Origin of the sequence: Brevibacillus sp. SYP-B805 (assembly GCF_011059135.1) — a bacterium.
Lineage (GTDB): Bacteria > Bacillota > Bacilli > Brevibacillales > Brevibacillaceae > Brevibacillus_F.
In genome coordinates this window covers 47,579-67,129 of the sequence record NZ_JAALGD010000015.1, presented here as the reverse complement: position 1 = coordinate 67,129, position 19,551 = coordinate 47,579, and the positions used below count along the sequence as shown (strand labels likewise).

23 protein-coding genes are annotated in these 19,551 nt (G+C 56.8%); 16 read left to right on the top strand and 7 right to left on the bottom strand.

What is annotated here, in order from left to right:
• Positions 1-21: 21 nt before the first annotated feature.
• From G3578_RS17000 to G3578_RS16990, 3 genes are all read left to right on the top strand, one after another.
• Positions 22-783 (top strand): hypothetical protein, encoded by a 762-nt coding sequence (locus G3578_RS17000; protein ID WP_165214167.1) that lies wholly within the window; start codon positions 22-24, stop codon positions 781-783.
• A gap of 20 nt (positions 784-803) precedes the next feature.
• A complete protein-coding gene (locus tag G3578_RS21190) occupies positions 804-1,748 on the top strand; it encodes a methyl-accepting chemotaxis protein (protein WP_165214166.1) in 945 nt (314 codons plus the stop codon).
• 88 nt (positions 1,749-1,836) lie between these two features.
• Positions 1,837-2,460, top strand: coding sequence for a LysE family translocator (locus tag G3578_RS16990; RefSeq protein ID WP_165214165.1), 624 nt, complete (start codon positions 1,837-1,839; stop codon positions 2,458-2,460).
• Between the two features lie 65 nt (positions 2,461-2,525).
• On the opposite strand, the gene G3578_RS16985 is transcribed toward G3578_RS16990, so the two are convergent.
• Positions 2,526-3,215 carry a class I SAM-dependent methyltransferase gene (locus G3578_RS16985; protein ID WP_165214164.1) on the bottom strand — a complete coding sequence of 230 codons (690 nt, stop codon included), beginning with the start codon at positions 3,213-3,215 and terminating at the stop codon, positions 2,526-2,528.
• A 41-nt stretch (positions 3,216-3,256) separates the two neighbouring features.
• On the bottom strand, positions 3,257-4,186 hold the full coding sequence (locus G3578_RS16980) for a bifunctional helix-turn-helix transcriptional regulator/GNAT family N-acetyltransferase (RefSeq protein ID WP_165214163.1): 930 nt from the start codon (positions 4,184-4,186) through the stop codon (positions 3,257-3,259).
• A gap of 191 nt (positions 4,187-4,377) precedes the next feature.
• Between G3578_RS16980 and G3578_RS16975 the strand changes: the two genes are divergently transcribed.
• The gene (locus tag G3578_RS16975; protein ID WP_165214162.1) at positions 4,378-4,740 is read left to right on the top strand and encodes a hypothetical protein; all 363 of its coding nucleotides are present in this window, start codon (positions 4,378-4,380) and stop codon (positions 4,738-4,740) included.
• A 139-nt stretch (positions 4,741-4,879) separates the two neighbouring features.
• Here the strand turns inward: G3578_RS16975 and G3578_RS16970 are convergent, their stop codons facing one another.
• Positions 4,880-5,245, bottom strand: coding sequence for a hypothetical protein (locus G3578_RS16970; RefSeq protein ID WP_165214161.1), 366 nt, complete (start codon positions 5,243-5,245; stop codon positions 4,880-4,882).
• A 209-nt stretch (positions 5,246-5,454) separates the two neighbouring features.
• Here G3578_RS16970 and hppD point away from each other — a divergent pair, with 209 nt between their 5' ends.
• The 6 genes from hppD (at position 5,455) to G3578_RS16940 (ending at position 12,566) form a co-directional block, all read left to right on the top strand.
• A complete protein-coding gene (gene hppD / locus G3578_RS16965) occupies positions 5,455-6,543 on the top strand; it encodes a 4-hydroxyphenylpyruvate dioxygenase (protein ID WP_165214160.1) in 1,089 nt (362 codons plus the stop codon).
• Between the two features lie 139 nt (positions 6,544-6,682).
• The gene (locus G3578_RS16960; protein ID WP_165214159.1) at positions 6,683-8,413 is read left to right on the top strand and encodes a sensor histidine kinase; all 1,731 of its coding nucleotides are present in this window, start codon (positions 6,683-6,685) and stop codon (positions 8,411-8,413) included.
• Positions 8,388-9,170, top strand: coding sequence for a LytR/AlgR family response regulator transcription factor (locus G3578_RS16955; protein WP_165214158.1), 783 nt, complete (start codon positions 8,388-8,390; stop codon positions 9,168-9,170). Before G3578_RS16960 ends, G3578_RS16955 begins: the two co-directional genes overlap by 26 nt.
• A 187-nt stretch (positions 9,171-9,357) precedes the next feature.
• Positions 9,358-11,445 (top strand): carbon starvation CstA family protein, encoded by a 2,088-nt coding sequence (locus G3578_RS16950; protein ID WP_165214157.1) that lies wholly within the window; start codon positions 9,358-9,360, stop codon positions 11,443-11,445.
• The gene (locus tag G3578_RS16945; RefSeq protein ID WP_165214156.1) at positions 11,442-11,654 is read left to right on the top strand and encodes a CstA-like transporter-associated (seleno)protein; all 213 of its coding nucleotides are present in this window, start codon (positions 11,442-11,444) and stop codon (positions 11,652-11,654) included. The genes G3578_RS16950 and G3578_RS16945 overlap by 4 nt, the downstream gene beginning before the upstream one ends.
• Positions 11,655-11,780: 126 nt before the next feature.
• Positions 11,781-12,566, top strand: coding sequence for an inositol monophosphatase family protein (locus tag G3578_RS16940; protein ID WP_165214213.1), 786 nt, complete (start codon positions 11,781-11,783; stop codon positions 12,564-12,566).
• 532 nt (positions 12,567-13,098) lie between these two features.
• Here G3578_RS16940 and G3578_RS16935 read toward each other — a convergent pair.
• From G3578_RS16935 to G3578_RS16920, 4 genes are all read right to left on the bottom strand, one after another.
• A complete protein-coding gene (locus G3578_RS16935) occupies positions 13,099-13,341 on the bottom strand; it encodes a transposase (RefSeq protein WP_481752753.1) in 243 nt (80 codons plus the stop codon).
• A gap of 161 nt (positions 13,342-13,502) precedes the next feature.
• Positions 13,503-14,237, bottom strand: coding sequence for an amino acid ABC transporter ATP-binding protein (locus G3578_RS16930; RefSeq protein WP_165214155.1), 735 nt, complete (start codon positions 14,235-14,237; stop codon positions 13,503-13,505).
• A gap of 11 nt (positions 14,238-14,248) precedes the next feature.
• Positions 14,249-14,950: an amino acid ABC transporter permease gene (locus G3578_RS16925; protein ID WP_165214154.1), complete on the bottom strand. Its 702-nt coding sequence runs from the start codon at positions 14,948-14,950 to the stop codon at positions 14,249-14,251.
• Positions 14,937-15,773, bottom strand: a complete 837-nt coding sequence (locus G3578_RS16920; RefSeq protein ID WP_165214153.1) for an amino acid ABC transporter substrate-binding protein — start codon at positions 15,771-15,773, stop codon at positions 14,937-14,939. Before G3578_RS16920 ends, G3578_RS16925 begins: the two co-directional genes overlap by 14 nt.
• Before the next feature lie 288 nt (positions 15,774-16,061).
• Between G3578_RS16920 and G3578_RS16915 the strand changes: the two genes are divergently transcribed.
• The 6 genes from G3578_RS16915 (at position 16,062) to G3578_RS16890 (ending at position 19,523) form a co-directional block, all read left to right on the top strand.
• Positions 16,062-16,718 carry a queuosine precursor transporter gene (locus G3578_RS16915; RefSeq protein WP_241254682.1) on the top strand — a complete coding sequence of 219 codons (657 nt, stop codon included), beginning with the start codon at positions 16,062-16,064 and terminating at the stop codon, positions 16,716-16,718.
• A 1-nt stretch (position 16,719) separates the two neighbouring features.
• On the top strand, positions 16,720-17,196 hold the full coding sequence (gene queD, locus G3578_RS16910) for a 6-carboxytetrahydropterin synthase QueD (protein ID WP_165214152.1): 477 nt from the start codon (positions 16,720-16,722) through the stop codon (positions 17,194-17,196).
• On the top strand, positions 17,197-17,898 hold the full coding sequence (locus tag G3578_RS16905) for a 7-carboxy-7-deazaguanine synthase QueE (protein ID WP_165214151.1): 702 nt from the start codon (positions 17,197-17,199) through the stop codon (positions 17,896-17,898).
• Between the two features lie 15 nt (positions 17,899-17,913).
• Complete coding sequence (gene queC / locus G3578_RS16900; RefSeq protein ID WP_165214150.1) at positions 17,914-18,606, top strand: 7-cyano-7-deazaguanine synthase QueC; 693 nt, start codon at positions 17,914-17,916, stop codon at positions 18,604-18,606.
• A 24-nt stretch (positions 18,607-18,630) separates the two neighbouring features.
• On the top strand, positions 18,631-19,059 hold the full coding sequence (gene queF / locus G3578_RS16895) for a preQ(1) synthase (RefSeq protein ID WP_165214149.1): 429 nt from the start codon (positions 18,631-18,633) through the stop codon (positions 19,057-19,059).
• 68 nt (positions 19,060-19,127) lie between these two features.
• On the top strand, positions 19,128-19,523 hold the full coding sequence (locus G3578_RS16890; protein WP_165214148.1) for a hypothetical protein: 396 nt from the start codon (positions 19,128-19,130) through the stop codon (positions 19,521-19,523).
• Positions 19,524-19,551: the final 28 nt, after the last annotated feature.

Sequence of the window (19,551 nt, the reverse complement as noted above, 5' to 3'; positions counted from 1 at the left end):
AGACAGTGAGGTGGAAAAAAGTTGAAAGTATCCCGTGCGGAACGGTATCGCACACAGCGGCGAATCGATAGCGACGTCAGCCGGTTTTGGATTCTGGGACTGCTGTTCTCACTGCTTGTCCTGGCCTTTGAATTTTTGATCGACATCCCGGTGGATGCTGCGTGGCTGCAGGAAATGGAGATGGCGCTGTTCAGCGCCAGCTTTACGCTGCTGGCTTTCTATCTGCTGGGGTTGACCTTTGTCTTTTCCCGTCAGGAAGAGGCGGGGAAAGTCAACCACCATGTCATCATCTACGTCTGGCTGGGAGCCATTCTGTTCCATTTGTTCCTGCTGATCAGCAATGTCGCCAATCAGCACGTGTACAAGGCCGGGATCATCCTCTTTCTGGGGCCGCTGTTTCTGACCATTTACCATTTTATCACGTATTTGGGCGCGCTGCGCGAGGCGCGGCGGGCTGCCAAACAGGCAACGGAGGCTTCCTATGAGAGAATGGCGTATCAGTTGATTCTGGAGGGGACAAGGGTTTACGGCGAGATTCACCGCCTGAAAGCGCAGTTTCCGGAAGTGGACCAAATGCTTCGGGCGAACGATTTCCACGTCAAGCTCGAACGCTTCATACTGGAAATGCAGCAGTACCTGCAGGTAAACACGTTTGGCCGCAAGGAGATCGAACTGTTGGAAGGGCATTATTATTTTATGGAAAATTTGCTGACGTTGGCCAAGCAGCACCCCGGCGTGATGGAATCGCGCCTCTTTTCCCATCGTGATGAAACATTGTCGTAGCAGACAAGGAGGAGACATAGATGTTCTGGAAGAAGAAAAGAAACGAAGCCAGTCAGGAGATGGCTGCAACCGCCCTGGTAATGGAACCGGAGGAGGACGCAAAAGCCGCATGGATGGAGGAGATCCGCGCGCTTTACGAGCGCATGGGGGCGATCATCAACCAGCATCGGCTCGTCAATGCGCAGCATGATGAGCTGGCGAAGCTGGCTGCACGGATGAAGGGGTTCGTAGACGAAATCCAGGCGATCAGCGAATCGTCCGATCAGTCCGCCAACCGCCTGGAGCAGCGCGGGGAGCGGTTGACGCAGATTTGCGATCAATCCGTCCAGCGTTCCGATGAAGGGAAAAACGCCATCTCCCATCTCGTGGAAGTGATGTCGCTTTTGGAGCAGGAATCGACCAACACCTCCGCGTCGATGAGCCGTCTGGAGGAGCGTTCCTCCGAGATTACGAGCATTGTGAAGGTGATCAGCGAAATCGCCAATCAGACCAACCTGTTGGCGCTGAACGCGGCCATCGAGGCGGCGCGCGCCGGGGAGCAGGGCAGAGGGTTTGCCGTCGTGGCGGATGAAGTGCGCAAGCTGGCGGAAATGACGGCCAACTCGACGAAACATATCGCGGAGCTGATCGGCAAAATCCAGGAAGAGACCAAGGAAGCGCTGGCCAACAGCGCCAAAAGCACGGAGGCGATTCGCAACGGCCTGGCGACCAGCAAAGAGGCTTCGGAGAAGATGGATGGCATCGTGCAGGCTTTCCACGCGGTGCGCAGCGAAATGAAAGAGGTCATGGAAATCATTCAGCAGCAGAAAAGGTTCGCCGACAACATCGCCGCACAGGTCAACCAGGCGAAAGGGTTCCTGGACAAGATGGACGAAGCGTACGCCGCCCATATCAACGAGGCGGACGCGGTCGATCGGGAGCTGGAAGCAAGCTACGACAGCCTGAAAAAATGGCTGGAAAAGTAAGAAGTGTTTGAAAAGCGGACCGGAAGACAGGTTCGCTTTTCTCTAATTTTAATATGATTGATAAAAAACGACGCGAGGGAGTGGGCGGATGGATCACTTCGGGGTATTTATGACGATGGCCATGATTCTGATCGTCACGCCGGGGGCGGATGTGGCGCTGGTGACAAAGAACACGCTGACCCATGGCAGGAGGGGAGGCATGGCAACCGCCTTGGGCATTTCCACAGGGGTGCTGGTGCATACGCTGGCGGCCGCCTTGGGTCTTTCCGCAATACTTGCCCAATCGGCCCAACTGTTTGAACTGGTAAAATTTGCGGGGGCCGCTTATCTCATCTATCTGGGCATCCAGGCCCTGCTGACCGCCAGGAAAACGATGCCGCCGGACGGAACTAGAGAGGAGGCTTCGTCACACTCGGCGCGCTCAACGTTTTTTCAGGGCGTCCTGTCCAACGTGTTTAACCCGAAGGTCGCCATCTTTTTCCTCACCTTCCTCCCGCAGTTCGTCTCGCCCAAGGGGCCGGTGTTCGGACAGATCGTCGGGATGGGGGTCACCTACGCCGTGATGGGGACGCTCTGGCTGTTCTTTTATACCGTGCTTCTCCAATCGCTGCGCGGATTCTTTCAACGGCGCGAAACGTATCAAGCGCTGCAAGGGATCACCGGAACCGCGATGATCGGGTTGGGGATCAAGCTGGCGCTGGAAAAGAGATAAAGTGCGGAGAAAGGTTTGGGGCCCCGCCGACACAGCATGTGCAGAGGCCCCAAAAGGTGCGCGGATTACCCTTCCGGCTTCCGCAGCGCAAACAGCGTCAGAAAGCTGAGCGCTTGCCGCAGCTCGCTCGTCAGGGAGTTGGCCAGCTCCAAAGACACCCCTTCCCGGTAGACGGGCGCTTCCTCCACAAGTTGAAAGCCGTTTTCCGCCGCCAGCTGCTTCGCTTCCCACGGCATCATGGTATTCTGGATGACGGCTTCCCCATACAGCCGGCGGTAGCTGAACTGGCGCGGACCGGCCGTCGGACCGAGAATGCCGAGCAGCAGGATTCCACTTGGCCGAAGCACGCGGTGAAACTCCCGCAGCACATCCAGCGGCGACTCCGCAAACTCGACCACATTGATCGCCAGGACGCCGGCGAAATGGTCATCCGCAAAAGGCAGTTCCGCCACATTCCCCTGCTGAAAGCGGACCGGAAGCGCATCCGCCGTGCGCTCTTGGGCCAGCGCGATCATCTCCGCAGAAAGATCGAGCCCTTCCACCCGATAGCCGGCGGCCGCCAGTTTCCGGCTGGCGTAGCCATCGCCGCAGCCCGCATCCAGAACAGGCCCGTCCTGGGGAAGAACCAGGCGGGTAAACAGCGGCAGGATGGTTTTGCGGCTTCCCTTTTCCCACATCTCTGCGCTGCGCGAATGCCAGTTGGCGGCATGCTCGTTCCAGGCTTGCGCCACGTGTTCCGTCCAGTTGTTTGACATGCGGTTCGCTCCTCTTTCCTTTGCCATCTTTCCTTATTGTACTAAAGCTTCCGTTCCCATGTCTCGCCGATCAGGTCATGGCCAAAGCTGTGATGTTTCTCTTCCGCGACAAGTTCAAACCCTGTTTTTTTATAGATATGACGTGCTTCTTTCAATACGCTGTTCGTCCATAACACCAGCTTCTTGTATCCCGCGCGTCTGGCAAAACGGATACATTCCTCAACAAGTCTAGTACCCAGCCCCATTCCGCGAGCTTTTGGGTCAACCAAGAGCAGGCGAAGTTTCGCAACCGTTTCGCTTTCTTGCACGACAAGGACGGAACCGACGTTTTCCCCATCCATTTCCGCGATCCAGCAGCGTTCCTTATGGGGTTTGTAGTTGTTAATAAAATCTGCGACGATTTGGGAAACCAATGCTTCAAAACGTTCGTCCCATCCGTATTCTTCGGCGTAGAGAACACCATGTTTATGAACAATCCAGCCCATGTCGCCCGGTTCATGCTGTCTCAGGAAATACGGCTCCGAATATTTGAACCCCTTCCCCTCCAAGATTTCCTCGATGGTGTGCATCGCGGCGATCAATCGCTGCTGATCCTTTTCAGATAGTTCGTTCAGCAGCTCGGCAACTTCATCATGCGAACGCTTGTTAAGCAGTTCAAAAGCTTTCCTGCCTTCAGCAGTCAGATACAGAATCCGTTGACGCGAATCCTGTTCCGAGCGAACCTTTTCAATAATTCCCTGCTCTTCCAGCCGGGCCAGGATACGACTGAGATATCCCGCATCCAACCCCAACTCCTTTGCCAAATCGGAAGCGGTGGGGTGATCACGATGGGCAATATCAAAGATGATGCGCGATTCGGTGAGAGAGTAGGGGCTGTGAAGCAAACCCTCCCGCAAAGCGCCAATTCTTCGAGTAATCAGACGATTAAATTTCCGAACCGTGTTTATCCGTTCTTCCAAGATATCAGCCATCATATTCCTCCTTTAGTTGCTTTTGTCATATATCATACAAGAAATGATTGACAAAAGCAATGAAAGAAAGGGGAATGCAGGTCGGGTATCTGAGCAAACTTCAGCATTCGCTTCGAAATAAGTTCAGCAAGGAACGCTATTGATTTGACGTGGTTCCCCCACGAATCATTGATATGTTTGGAGGGTTCGAGATGCAGTGCCCCTGGTGTGACAACCAAGTGTCGCAATTTGAGGCATACTGTTCAAATTGTGGCAAAGAGCTTGTTGATTTCGAAAGGCAAGCGCATTCCGGCTTGCATGCCGATGATGCAGGCAAAGAAATGGTTGCCAAAGCGGAATACTGCCCCAAGTGTCATGGGGAGATGCTGTGTCTGGGCGAACAGGAACTGCAGCGGTCGTCCGTGGTCAGCAATCTGTTTTTTGGCGAACTGGGCGATCTATTTAAAGGGACGCTCCGTTTGCTCATGTTTGTGTGCCCAAATTGCGGGAAGGCTGAATTCTTCGTTACGGAAGATGCTTTGCTGCGATTAAAAGAGTATGGTCAACTCGATTAACCATCCATTACCAAAAAGAAGCCTGCGCATTTCCATAACAGAAACGCGCAGGCTTTTTACGCAGCGATAGTATAGCCGAGTGGATGGAGCGTTGGCTCAAGCCGGGTGGGTTTTTACTCCCCGCAGCGGTTCCGCCTCGCTAGGACTGGCCGAATGGAGGGGTGTTGGCGGCTTGGGGCGAGGCAGCCGCCTGCAGCCCGGCGCTGATGGCGGACCCGTGCAGCGCGGGGGTCACATTGGAGCCGGCGTTGGTTCGCAGCGGTTCGTAGGGCATGGCGGTCGGATAAGCCGGCGGGGTCGCCCTGGACGCTTCGGCGGCCAGCTGGTTGGTCAGGGAGAGAAGCTGCTGCAGCATGGCGGTCGCCTGGTTCTCCGTCGCCGCCAGGTTCTGGAGCTGGCCTGCCAGATTGCGCAGCGTGTTGGCGTTGTTCCGCTCATTTTGCTGCAGCTGGTTCAGGATGCGCTGCACCTCGTTGAGAATGGTATTGGTGTGATACTGATACATGCGTAAATACCTCCCACTCAATCGCAGAATGTCATTCCCTGCATATTCTGTCTCGAGAAAAGGAAAATTATGCAGGCGGCAGCGCCATCCCAATGCGTTAACGTTGAAAAGCGGCTGTGCGTTAGTCGGTGTTCTTGCGAGGGAAAGCGCTTTCATTGTAATCTCAGGGTAATCGAATGGAATCTTCATCAACAAATGGAGGGAACGACATGAGCACTGACTTTTTCCCTATCCAGGACTGGGATCATGTGGAGTTTTACGTGGGCAACGCCAAACAAACCATGCACTACTTCACCAAAGCGTTCGGCTTTCAGGCAGTGGCCTATGCGGGACTGGAAACCGGTTCCCGGGACAAGGTCTCTTACGTGCTGAAGCAAAACCATCTCACCTTTGTCATCAGCGGCAGCTTGACGCCGGAACACCCGATCGCGGCGTTTACCCAGAAGCACGGAGACGGCGTGAAGGACGTGGCCCTGCGTGTGGAGGATTGCGAGCGGGCGTTCCGCGAGGCGGTATCCCGCGGCGCGACGCCGATCATGGAGCCGACCGAATATTCCGATGAGTTCGGCACGGTGAAGAAAGCGACCATCGCCACCTACGGCGACAACGTCCACTCCTTCATCGAGCGGAAACAGTACAGCGGGCCGTTTTTCCCCGGCTATGTCGCGTACGAATCCCCGGTGCAGGGGGAAAGCACCGGCCTCATCGGCATTGACCATATCGTGGGCAACGTCGAAGTGATGGAGGAGTGGGTCTCCTTCTACGAAAAGGTAATGGGCTTCAGCGCGGCCCAAAACTTCAGCGAGGACGACATCTCCACGGAATATTCCGCCCTGATGTCCAAGGTGATGACCAATGGCACCGGCCGGATCAAATTCCCCATCAACGAGCCGGCGGAAGGACGCCGCAAATCGCAAATCCAGGAGTTCCTCGAATTTTACCAGGGACCCGGGGTGCAGCATATCGCCCTGTTGACCAACGATATCGTCACCACGGTCTCCAAGCTCCGCGCCAACGGAGTTGACTTCCTGGATGTGCCGGATGCGTATTATGAAGATCTGAAGGCACGCGTCGGCGAAATCGACGAGAACATCGACACGCTCCGCGATCTGCGCATTCTGGTCGACCGCGACGATGAAGGGTATCTGCTGCAATTGTTCAGCAAGCCCATCGTGGACCGCCCCACCCTGTTCGTCGAGATCATCCAGCGCAAAGGCGCGCGCGGCTTCGGCAACGGCAACTTCAAGGCGCTGTTTGAGGCGCTGGAGCGGGAGCAGGAGCGGCGCGGCAACCTGTGAGGACCCAACGCCATGCAATCCCCCGGTCAGACAGCTGACTGCGGGGATTTTCCATTTGGATTCGGCTTGACCGGCGGCGCGTACACTGGCGATAATGAGAAAAAGCACAGATTGCCGGATGCCGCAAGGGGGGATGGGCATGAATCTGTTTAGCCCATTGATGATCACGCTTGCCGAACGGACGGCCGTCCTGGTCGTGGCGGCTTTCCTGCTGACGCGCGTGAAAGCGTTTCGCAACATTCTGAACCAGCACGCTTCTCTTAAGGAGAAGAGTCTGATGGTTCTGATTTTTACCGCCCTTTCGATTTTTGCGACCTACAACGGGATCTGGTACCTGGATGCGATCGCCAATTCGCGGGTGATCGGCGCGGTGGTCGCCGGACTGTTGGCCGGTCCCTGGGTCGGGGGCCTGACAGGCTTGCTCGCCGGCATCCACCGCTATTCGCTGGGCGGTTTCACCGATCTGGCCTGCGCCATCTCCACCACCCTGGAAGGGCTGCTGGCCGGGTTGGTCTATCATGTTCGCAAAAACAAGGAGATTGACTGGAAAACGGCTCTGCTGATCGGCTTTCTCTCCGAATGGATGCAGATGGGGATCATCCTCCTGATCGCCAAGCCGTATGAACAGGCGCTGGAACTGGTCAAAGTGATCAGCATTCCGATGTCGGTTGTCAATTCCCTGGGGATCGCCGTGTTTATGATCATCATCGGCCTTGTCAAGAACGAGGAGGACCGGATCGGCGCCCTGCAGGCACAGCGGACGCTGCAGATTGCGGACAAGACCCTCTCCTTTCTCCGCCAGGGATTGACCCCGGAGTCGGCGGAAAAAGTGGCCCGGGAGATTCTGCGGACGACGCGCGTCGCGGCGGTGGCCATCACGGATACCAGCACGGTGCTGGCTCATGTGGGAGCAGGCGGTTCCCACCATATCGCCGGCCAGCAGATCATCACCAGGGCGACCCGTGAAGTGCTGGAGAACAAAGAGATGAAAATGGCGAGGACCAAGGAAGAGATCGGCTGTCACGTGAAAAACTGTCCGCTGCGCTGCGCCATCCTTGTCCCGCTTCTGCGGAAAAGGGAAGTGGTCGGCGTGCTCAAGCTGTATCAGGATCATTCTCGCAAACTGTCCGCCGTTGATCTGGAGCTTGTGCGCGGCCTGGGCAGCCTGATTTCCACCCAGCTGGAGATCGCGGAGCTGGAGCGGCAGTCCCGCCTGCTGGCCGATGCGGAGATCAGGGCGCTCCACGCGCAGATCAACCCGCACTTTCTCTTTAACGCCATCAACACCATCGTCTCCTTCATCCGCTTCCGGCCGGAGCAGGCGCGGGAGCTGCTGATCAATCTGGGAGAGTATTTCCGGCGCAATCTGCATCACAGCGGGGGATTCGTGACGCTGGCGGAAGAGCTGGAGCACGTGGAAGCGTATCTGTCCATCGAACGGGCCCGCTTTGACGAGAAGCTGCGCGTCGAATATGACATCCAGCCCGGCGTGGAGAAATATGTGGTTCCGGGATTGATCCTGCAGCCGCTGGTGGAGAACGCCATCAAGCACGGTCTTCTGCCGAAGCGGGAAGGCGGTGTGGTGAGAATCGCCGCCCGCCGCAGGGAGGGTTCCACGCTGGAACTGGTCGTCGCGGACAACGGGATCGGGATGGAGGGCAATCCGTTCAGCCGCCCGCCTGCTGCGGGCAGCAGCAAGCAGCGGCGGTTGTCGGGAATCGGTTTGTCCAACGTAAGCGGCCGCCTGCAGTCGCTCTACGGTCAGCCGTACGGCATCGTCATTGAGAGCAGGAAAGGCGAAGGAACCGTCTGCACCATCACGCTGCCGATAGGAGTGAACCCATATGCTGAAAGTGTTTCTCGTGGATGATGAAATGCCGGCGCGAGCGGAGCTGCGCTACCTGCTGGAGCAGTTTCCCGATATCACGGTGATCGGGGAGGCGGCAAGCGGCGAGGAAGCGCTGGAACAAATCCCGGAAGCGGAGCCGGATGCCGTATTCCTGGATATCCATCTGCATGATCGCGATGGCGTCGATGTGGGCCAGGAGATCCTGGAAACCATGGGCAATCCCCCGATGGTGATTTTTGCAAGCGCTTATGACATGTACGCCGTCCGCGCCTTTGAGACGGAGGCGGTCGATTATATTGTCAAACCCTTCAGCCTGCATCGCCTGGAGAAGACCGTCTGCCGCATCCGAAAATGGCAGGGGCAGCGCGCCGCAGATGCCAACCCGCGCTCCGAGCTGGAGGAGCGAATCGCCTCCCTTCTCCAGACGGTGCTGACGGAGAGAGGACCGAGGCGCATCCCGGGCGAGAAAAACGGCAAGATCCTGCTGATTGATCCGGAGGACATCGTTTTCGCCACCGTGGAAGGAAGAAACGCGGTAATTCACACGGAGACGGAGCAGTATGCCACTTCGTTCACCCTGCAGGAACTGGAAAGCCGCCTTCCCGAGCAGCAGTTTTGCCGAACGCACCGGGCGTTTATCGTCAATCTGAACAAGGCGGCGGAGCTGGTGCCGTGGTTTAAAGGGGCGGTTCATCTGGTGATGCAGGACCAGCAAAAAACGGAAATTCCCGTCAGCCGCAATGCGGTAAAAGAGGTAAAGCGCCGGCTGGGGTTCTAGGTGGCGGACGTCGGCGAGGGCAAGATGCACTCAACGAAACCGCTTTCAATTTCGCGCACACATTTCATCCGTTTGTGCGCTTTTTTTTACAGTTTAGACAATTCCCATTTTTCCGTTTGCCCTTCCCTGCTATTTTATAGTCAGGTACTTATCTTTCAATTTCAAGGAAAAAGGAGGAGAAGATCTGATGCAAAAATGGTTTCTTTCTGCCATCATCTGGGGCGGAATCGCCGCATTGGGCGCTGTCGGCTTCGGCACGCTGGCGCTGTCCCGGGGAGAATCCGTCAACTCGTTCTGGCTCTTGACGGCTGCTTTTTGCACTTATGCGGTTGCTTATCGTTTTTACAGCCGGTTCATTGCCAACAAAGTGATGGGACTGGACGACAACCGCGCCACCCCGGCTGAAGTGAACAATGACGGCAAAGATTTCGTACCGACCAACAAATGGATTGTGTTCGGCCACCATTTCGCGGCTATCGCGGGGGCAGGCCCGCTGGTGGGTCCGACGCTGGCGGCCCAAATGGGATATCTGCCGGGCACGATCTGGATCATCGTCGGGGTCGTGCTGGGCGGAGCCGTCCAAGACTTCGTGATCCTGTTCGGTTCCATGCGCCGCAACGGCAAAACCCTGGGCCAGATTGCCAAGGAAGAGATCGGCCCGGTCGGCGGTTTTCTCGCCCTGATCGGCATCCTGGCCATCATGGTGATTTTGATTGCCGTTTTGGCGATGGTTGTGGTAAACGCTCTCGCCGATTCGCCCTGGGCCACCTTCACGATCTTCATGACCCTGCCGATCGCCATCCTGATGGGGCTGTACATGCGCTATATCCGGCCGGGCCGCGTCCTGGAAGGTTCCCTGATCGGATTGGTGCTGCTGTTCGTCGCGCTCTGGTGGGGCCAGGCGGTTGCCGAATCGCCCACCTGGGGACCTGCGTTCACCTTCACGAAACCGCAGCTCGCCTGGATGATCATCATCTACGGGTTCATCGCTTCCGTTCTGCCGGTTTGGCTGCTGCTGGCACCGCGTGATTATCTCAGCTCGTTCCTGAAAATCGGCACCATCGCCGTGCTGGCGGTGGGGATCGTATTGACGCTGCCGCCGCTGCAAATGCCTGCGCTGACCAGATTTATCGACGGCACCGGCCCGGTATTCGCCGGCAACCTGTTCCCGTTCCTCTTCATTACGATTGCCTGCGGAGCTGTCTCCGGCTTCCACGCGCTTGTCTCTTCGGGGACGACGCCCAAGCTGATCGCCAAGGAATCGCATGCGCCGATGATCGGATACGGCGGGATGCTGATGGAATCGGCGGTTGCCATCATGGCCATGATCGCCGCCTGCGTGCTGACGCCCGGCATGTACTTCGCCGTCAACTCTCCGGCTGCCGTGATCGGCGCGGACGCGGCCGCAGCCGCTGCCAAAATCACCGAATGGGGCTTTACTGTCACTCCTGACCAGATCACGGCCATGGCCAACGATATCGGGGAGAAGACGATTCTTTCCCGCACAGGGGGCGCACCATCGCTCGCCATCGGGATGGCCACCATCTTCGCCGGGTTTTTCGGTGGATTTAAAGCCTTCTGGTATCACTTCGCCATTCTGTTTGAAGCCGTTTTCATCCTGACGACCATTGACGCCGGTACCCGTGTGGGGCGTTTCATGGTGCAGGACCTGCTGGGCAACGTTATTCCGAAGATGAAGGAAGTGAATTGGCTGCCGGGCAACCTGATCGGTTCCGCATTGATCACCCTCGGCTGGGGGTATTTCCTCCTGCAAGGTGTCTATGATCCGCTGGGGGGTATCTTCACGCTCTGGCCGCTGTTTGGCATCGCCAACCAGATGCTGGCCGCCATCGCCTTCACGGTGGGGACGACCATCATCTTCAAGATGGGCAAAGCCCGCTATTCGTGGGTCACACTGGTGCCGATGGCATGGCTGTCGATCTCGACCCTGACCGCCGCGTGGCAAAAGCTGTTCCACGAAAAAGCCAGCATCAGCTTCCTGACGCATGCGGAAACATTCAAGAAGGCCCTGGCGGAAGGCACGCTGCCGCCCGGCGTCAAAACGGTGGAAGCCGCCCAGAAGATGATTCTCAACGACCAGATCGATGCGGTGGTCTGCGCCATCTTCATGGTGATCACCGTCGGCATCATTCTCGACGGCCTGCGCCTGTGGATCAGCATTTTGAACGGCAAGCAGTATGAACTGCAGGAATCGCCGTATGTGCAATCCAAGGGCGACGACTACTACGATCCGAAAGGACATGTCTTGGCATGAAGCAGAAGCTGAGAGCGATCCGTAGGTTCCTGCGTCAGACCAGGTCCACCATCAAATTCATCTTCGGCATGCCGGACTATGATCGTTATCTCAAGCATTGGTACGCCAATCATGCGGCGCCCGGCGCGTTTCCCATGTCGGAAAAGGAGTATTACATGTGCGCGCTGCGCGACCGTTATGAAAAGGGCGGCGTTTCCCGCTGCTGCTGACGGCAAACAGGGAGGTCCTCACAGGGCCTCCTTTCTTCGTCGTGACAAAATGTGGTACACTAAAGGAAAGTCAAGATTTAGGTGGCGATCCGCTTGCAACCAGTGCAAATCGAAGCTCTCAAGGAGATGGCACTCCACTGCGCGAAATCAGCGGGAGCGTTAAGCCTGGAACGATTGAAACAACCCTTTCTGGTCGAATACAAAACCTCCGCTTCCGATCTGGTGACGGCCGTGGACAAGGAAGTGGAAAAACATGTGGTGGAAACCATCCTGCAGCAGTTTCCCGACCATGGCATCCTGGCGGAAGAGAGCACCTTCAAAGGGGACCCCAGCCAATATGACACCTTGTGGATCATCGATCCGATCGACGGAACGACCAACTTTGTGCACCAGCAGATCAATTTTGCCGTTTCCATTGCCGTTTACCATAAAGGGGAGGGGTTGGTCGGTGTAGTGTTTGACCCGTCCCGGGACGAGATGTTTTACGCCGTGAAGGGCGCAGGGGCCTATCTGAACGGCCGGCGCCTGCGGTTGGAGCGGCAGGTGAAGCTGGAAGAGGCGTTGCTGTGCACCAGCGTGTTCTGGAACAAACGGGCCGAGCAGATGGGGATCGACCTGATCGTCAAGAAGCTGGCCGGAAAGGTACGCGGCATGCGCCTGTTGGGCAGCGCGGCCCTGGAGATGTCCTATGTGGCTGCGGGAAGGCTGGACGGCTATGTCAGCCTGTCGCTCAATGCCTGGGACTTTGCCGCAGGCAGAGTGATCGTGGAGGAGGCTGGCGGAGTGGTTACCCGCATGACAGGCGAACCGCTTCCGCACGATCAGAAAAGCAGCGTGATGGCATGCAACCCCGCCTTCTATGAAGAGCTCCGGCAGTACCTGAATCCCGAAGGCGCTTCTTTCAGCCGATAAACAGGCGCCCCTGTCCCCCGACGCACGCGGCGTATGCGTTGGGGGAATTTTTTCTGACAACCGCACAAAAAGGCCGCCGTCAGCAGAAGGTTCAAACTGAACAGCGGCACAAACATGGAGGACGCATATGTCCATCGTAGGGTCTGACCACCCTCATCGTAAACCGGGGATGTTAAGCCCGCGTAGAGAATCGGTGGACATCCCGTAAAAAATCGGTAAATATACCCTAACCCATTTTGACCGAGCGTAGACGAGTGTGCAAGCCAGCGATTCCCTCCTCTCATACACTGTTTTCAGAATGGTGGTTCCTGTGAGAACCTACTTTCTAAATACCGTATTGAGGAGGAGAGAAAATGAGCGGTTTCGGTTTCGGCTTTCATCGGGGTGGTTTTTTCTTTATTTTCATTATTATCTTCTTTTTGATCTTCTTCCTGGGTGAAGAGTAATTCACAAACGGCGTCTAAGGAAAAAAACCTATGCGGTGCGTGTGGTCAAGACCCCATTTTGTAGACAATAAGAAAAACCCCGGCTGTTAGGCCGCAAGCTGACGCCTGTATTCTACGGGCGTTTGCTTTTTTAATTTGATCTGAATGCGTTCTTCGTTATAAAAGCGGATATATTCCTCAATTCGCCTTTGTGCCTCTTCCACACTTCGTATATCATAAGGGTAGAGCGCTTCCGCTTTCAAATGCGAGAAGAAGCTCTCCATGGCGGCATTGTCCAAACAATTGCCGCGGCGAGACATGCTGATTCGGGCGCCAACCTTCAGCAGCATGTCGTGGTAGCCTTGACGCTTTAAATATTGGTAATATCCGCTGCGCGAGATCTGGAGAAAGCGGCATAAAAATGCACCCCCTAGAATTACATCGGATTTCCCTAGGGTTTTTCCAATGTCTATTCTAAGGGGTGCACTTCAAGCGATCGCATAGGGTTTTTTTATAGTAGCAACTGCAGGAATTGGCGGGTTCGCTCTTCCTGCGGATGGGCAAACAGCGTCTCCGGGTTCCCCCGTTCAACAATGACGCCCTGATCCATAAAGATGACTTCGTCCGCCACCTCGCGGGCGAAGCCCATCTCATGGGTGACCACCAGCATGGTCATGCCGTCGTTGGCCAGCTCTTTCATCACCTTCAGCACTTCGCCCACCAGTTCGGGGTCAAGAGCGGAGGTGGGCTCGTCAAAGAGCATCACCTGCGGGTCCATCGCCAGCGCCCGGGCGATGCCGACGCGCTGCTGCTGTCCGCCGGAGAGCTGATACGGATATGCATCCACCTTGTCGGCCAGCCCCACTTTGGTGAGCAGGGAGAGGGCTTTGGCGCGGGCGGCCTCCTTGGGCTCCTTCTTGACGGTGACCGGCCCCTCCATGACGTTTTCCAGCGCGGTCATATGGGGAAAGAGGTTGTAGTTTTGAAACACCATGCCCGTCTGTTTGCGCAGCCGGGTAATCAGCGCCTTGTCCGTTTTCTGCGCGAAGTCCAGCTTCACATCCCCGATGCGGATGGTGCCGAGATCCGGCGTTTCCAGGAGATTCAGGCAGCGCAGCAGGGTGGTTTTGCCGGAACCGGACGGTCCGATGATAACCAGCACTTTTCCCTTTTCGATTGTCAACGAGATCCCGCGCAGCACATCGCGACCGGCGAACTGTTTCTGCAGATTTGTAATCTCAATCATGTTTCAGCCTCCTACCTCGCGACATAGCGGTCCAACCGCTGCTCCAGCCAGTCCTGCAGGAAGGAGAGCGCCAGGCAGATCACCCAGTAGATCAAGGCGGCTTCGCTGTAGACCAGCAGCGGCTCATAGGTGGCAGCGGCGATCTCCTGCGCCTTGCGGAACATCTCGGAGACGAGAATCGAGGCGGCGAGCGACGTGTCCTTCACCAGACTGACAAAGGAGTTGGAGAGCGGCGGGACGGAGACGCGGGCCGCCTGCGGCAGGATAATCCGGCGCAGGGCCTGCGTGTACGTCATGCCGATGGAATAGGCGGCCTCCCACTGTCCCTTGGGGATGGAGAGGATCGCCGCCCGGACGATCTCCGAGGCATAAGCCCCGACATTGAGCGAGAAGCCGATCACGGCGGCGGGGAACGGATCGATGGTGATCCCGACGCTTGGCAAGCCGTAAAAAATGATAAACAACTGCACCAACAACGGAGTGCCCCGGATGATTGACACATATGCGCGGGCGATGCCGATCAGCACGCTCACCCTGGAAATGCGGGCCAGCGCGGTCACGATCGCCAGCATCAGACCGAATGCAAAGGAGAGCAGCGTCAAACTCAGCGTATAAGTGAGAGCTCCTTTCACCAAAGGGAGAAAGGAGCTTTGGGCAATCTGGATGAGACGCTCTGCGCGTTCAGGGTTTTCGAACCAATTACTTGGAAACATCGGCGCCAAACCATTTCTCGGAGATTTTCAGATATGTGCCGTCTTTTTTCATGTCATCCAGGGCTTTGTTGAACGCTTCCACCAGTTCGGGATTGCCTTTGCGGAACATGAAGCCGTTTTTGGAACCATTCGGGTCTTTGGCTACGATTTTGATCGGAGTGTTTGGCTTCTGTTTCAGCAGGTCGAGTACGGACAACCCGTCGTTGATGGTCACATCGACACGCTTGGAAGCCAACAGGTCAATCGCCTGGTTGAAGCCTTCCACCCCGACGATCTCGGCGCCGTTTTTACGGGCGATGTCGGTCAGGTTGCTCGTCAGGGTTTGCGCTGCCTTCAATCCCTTGATATCTTTGAAATCCTTCACCGTGTTGTTCTCCTTGTGCACGACAAGCACAGCGGAAGAGACGATGTACGGATCGGAGAAATCGTATTTTTCCTGACGGTCGGGACGGATGCTGACCTCATTGGCGATCACGTCGAAGCGCTCCGCATCCAGCCCGGCGAACATCGCATCCCATTGGGTTTCCAAAAATTCCGGTTCCACGCCGAGGCGTTTGGCGATTTCGGTAACCACCTCGACGTCAAAACCGGTCAGCTTGCCGGATTGGTCGTGGAAGGTAAATGGCGCGTAGGTGCCTTCCGTTCCGATCTTGATTTTGCCTTCCGCTTTGATTTTATCAAGCAGCGACTGCTGTTTCGCCGGTTCCGTCGAAGCGGACGGAGCAGGGGCAGGAGCGGGAGCCGCCTGATTGCCGGACGAGCCGCAGCCGGCCAAAAGAACCAAGAGCGAAGCGATGGTAGCGAATGAGAACAATTTTTTCATGATGAATCCCCCAGTAAACCGATATGATTTGGATGTATGTAATGTAGCCTTGTTTGATTGATTTGTCAATACAATACATCCGAAAACTTTTGCTTCTCAACGGTTTGTCCATCTGATAATATCTAGAAGGTAAATAGGCGAGAGTTCGAAACCCCCACCTCTCGTAAAACAAAACTAGGGGAGAGCAGTGCAAGAAACTGTACCACTCTCCGCTCTGTCTGATTTCTCCGGGGCGTTGCAGAGTGGTTTTTTGTTTGTTGGGCTGCTCTCAGACAAGGAGGATGCCGTATGGGCATGTACAACGAGCAACACGACACACGCTTTCTTTACCTCTCCACCGCGTTCGTGGCCCTGTTGGTGGTAGCCAACATCGTGTCGGCGAAGGTGATTGACCTCTGGGGAATGATTCTTCCTGCGGCGGTCATCGGGTATCCCTTCACCTATCTGCTGACGGATGCCATCAGCGAGCTTTACGGAGAGAAACGGGCCAAACAGGTGGTGTACGCCGGCTTTTTCGCCAATCTGCTGATGTTGCTGTTCGTCCAGGCGACGATCGCGCTCCCGGCCGCGTCATTCTGGCCCCACCAGGAGTCGTACGCTGCCATCATGTCTTCGTCGCTGCGCATCGTGATCGCCAGCCTGCTTTCCTACTTCGTGGCGCAGATGGCCGATGTGAAGCTGTTCCACTGGATCAGGCGAAAGACGGGAGGCAGGCGCTTCTGGCTACGCAAGAACGGCTCCACGCTGGTCAGCCAGCTCTTGGACACGGTGATCTTCATCGGCGTCGCCTTTGCCGGCACCATGCCGACCGCCGCCCTGCTGCAGATGATCCTCTTTCAGTATCTGGTAAAAACGGCCATTGCCGTCATCGATACACCGCTCTCGTATCTGCTGATCAAACAGATGGGCAAGCGAACAGCCCCGCAGGCGGAGGTGAACGCGTAAAATGGCAACGTTTGACATTCCGCGCAAGCTGCAGCGCCTGTATGAGGATATCCAGCCCGAACAGCTCCGCTACCATCGGAAGCGGGTGGCGATCAGCAAGGTGTTTACGTTTGATGCCGCCCACCACATGCACAACCATGAGGGCAAATGCATCAGCCTGCATGGTCATACGTACCGGCTGGAGGTGACGATCAGCGGGTACCCCGACGACAAGGGGATGAGCATCGACTTCGGCGTGATCAAACAGATCTATGAGGAACGGCTTAAAGATAAGCTGGATCACCGCTATCTGAATGAAACCCTGCCGCCGATGAACACGACGGTGGAAAACCTCCTCGTCTGGCTGTGGGAGGAGATCGACCGGTATCTCGTGGAAGAAGGCTGGAAAGAAAAAGGGTTCCGCATCGAGGAACTGAAGCTGTACGAAACCCCGAACAGCTTCGGGACCATGAAACGGGAGTGGATGGAGGAAGCGTAGATGAATGCGACCAACATGAAGCTGCCGATGGTGGAACTGTTTCAAACGATTGAAGGGGAAGGAACGCGGGCCGGTTTTCCGACGACGTTTGTCCGGGTGTACAACTGCAACCTGCGCTGCGCCTGGTGCGATACCACCTACAGTTATGCTCCCCACCCGGCTGAATTTTACGCGACGGTGGAGGAGATTGCGGAGCGGGTCGCATCGTTCGGCAATCCCTACGTGTGCCTGACAGGCGGGGAACCGCTGATGCACGGGGAGAAGTCGCTCGCGCTGGTGGAAGCCTTGGCATCCATCCCCTGCGTGACGGACGTTCATATTGAAACGAACGGGGCGGTCCCGCTGGAGCCGTTTGCCGCCCTGCGCGACAGCCATCCGGAAGCGGCGGCCAAAGTGCGCTTCATCATGGACTGGAAGCTGCCGTCCAGCCGGGAGATGGACCGCATGCTGCCCGGCAATCTGGCGCTGCTGGATGAACGGGACGAATGCAAGTTCGTCATCGGCGACGAGCACGATTTCGAGGTGGCCTGCCAGGTGCTGGATACCTACCGGCCCCGGGCGCTGCCGCTGTTCAGCCCGGTGTGGGAAACGATGCCGCCCGCCCGCCTGGCGGAGCTGCTGCTTGCATCGGGCAGAAAACAGGTGAAGCTGAATCTGCAGATCCATAAAGTCATCTGGCATCCGGACGCGCGGGGCGTCTGAAAGGAGGAAACCGGCATGTCAGCCAACAACAAAGCGGTGGTCGTGCTGAGCGGCGGTCTCGACAGCACGACATGCATGGGCATCGCCAAAGCGGCGGGCTTTGAACCGTATCCGATCACGTTTGATTACGGCCAGCTGCACAAGCGGGAAGTCGAACAGGCGAAGGCGGTAGTCCGCTTCTATCAGGCCCGGGCCCACAAGATCGTACAGATGGGCTTTCTGCGGGAGATCGGCGGCAGCGCGCTGACCGACGACAACATCGACGTGCCGACGGGGGGCGTGGCGGATGGAATTCCGGCCACGTATGTACCGGCGCGCAACCTGATCTTTTTGTCGCTGGCGACCGCCTATGCCGAGGTGATCGGCGCCACGCGGATCTACATCGGCGTCAGCGCCGTCGATTACAGCGGCTATCCCGACTGCCGGCCCGCCTTTATCGAGTCCATGACGCAAACGGTCAATCTGGCGACGCGGGCAGGTTCCGAAGGGGCACAGATTGCCATTGAAGCCCCATTAAGCCATTTGAGCAAGGCGGAGACGATCCGGCTCGGCCTGTCGCTGGGCGTTCCCTATCATCTGACGACCTCCTGCTATCAGGGAGGGGAAAAGGCGTGCGGCGTCTGCGACAGCTGCCGCCTGCGGATCAAGGGGTTCCGGGAAGCCGGTGCTCCGGACCCGATCCCCTATGCCATTCCCATCACATGGTAATAAAGGAAAGGAAGGTGCTTTTTCATGGCACGAGTGGAACACGATCACAGCAAGTACAACAATATCCGTTTTGATACCCAGGACGAATCGGCCATCATGGTCGATATCCTGGAGACCATTCCGTACGAATATGTCGGCAAGCGGACGGAAATCATGATGCCGACCAGCGAATTCACCTCGGTCTGCCCGTGGTCCGGTCTGCCTGACTTCGCCGAGCTGAAGATTTATCTGATCCCCAATGAGAAGCTGATCGAGATGAAGTCGCTGAAATACTACCTCACCTCCTACCGCAACGTGGGCATCTATCAGGAACATGCGACCAACCGCATCCTGAACGATCTGGTGGCCTGCTGCGACCCGCTCTACATGCGGATTGAGGCGAACTGGAACGCGCGCGGCGGGCTGGGTACCCAGGTCGTGGTGGAATACAAGAAAGAAGAAGCGCAAAATTAAGTGGGTACCGCGCATCCCCCTTCGGCCGCATGACGGCAGGGGGATTGCGTCCCAAAGGAGACGTGGCGATGAACGATTGGCGCATGTATACGGACGCTTCCGGCCAGGAAGTGGAGCACGCGGCCTGGCATCATGTCTTGAAGGAGATCGCCAGTTTGAACGGCACCACGCATACGCTGGTTCATGCGGCTTACGGCGAACATGTCGATCTGGTGGTAGCCGGGGGGAACAGTGGCCTGGTGCTGGTGCAGTGGAAAGAACACGAGCCGGCGGAACGGCATTTCGTGCTGGCCGCTTATCAGCCGGACGGGGTGATGCAAAATCTGACGGTCGAGGGTGCGGAGGTGGCGTTTCCATTGGCCTGGTGCATCCCGCTGGAGCAGGCCGTACCGGTTTGCGGAGATCTCCTGCGCACCTGTGATCGCCTGGAGTATGAAGGGCTGCAGTGGTTTACGATTGAATAAAAAGACGCGGGAGCACAGGGTGGCGTAC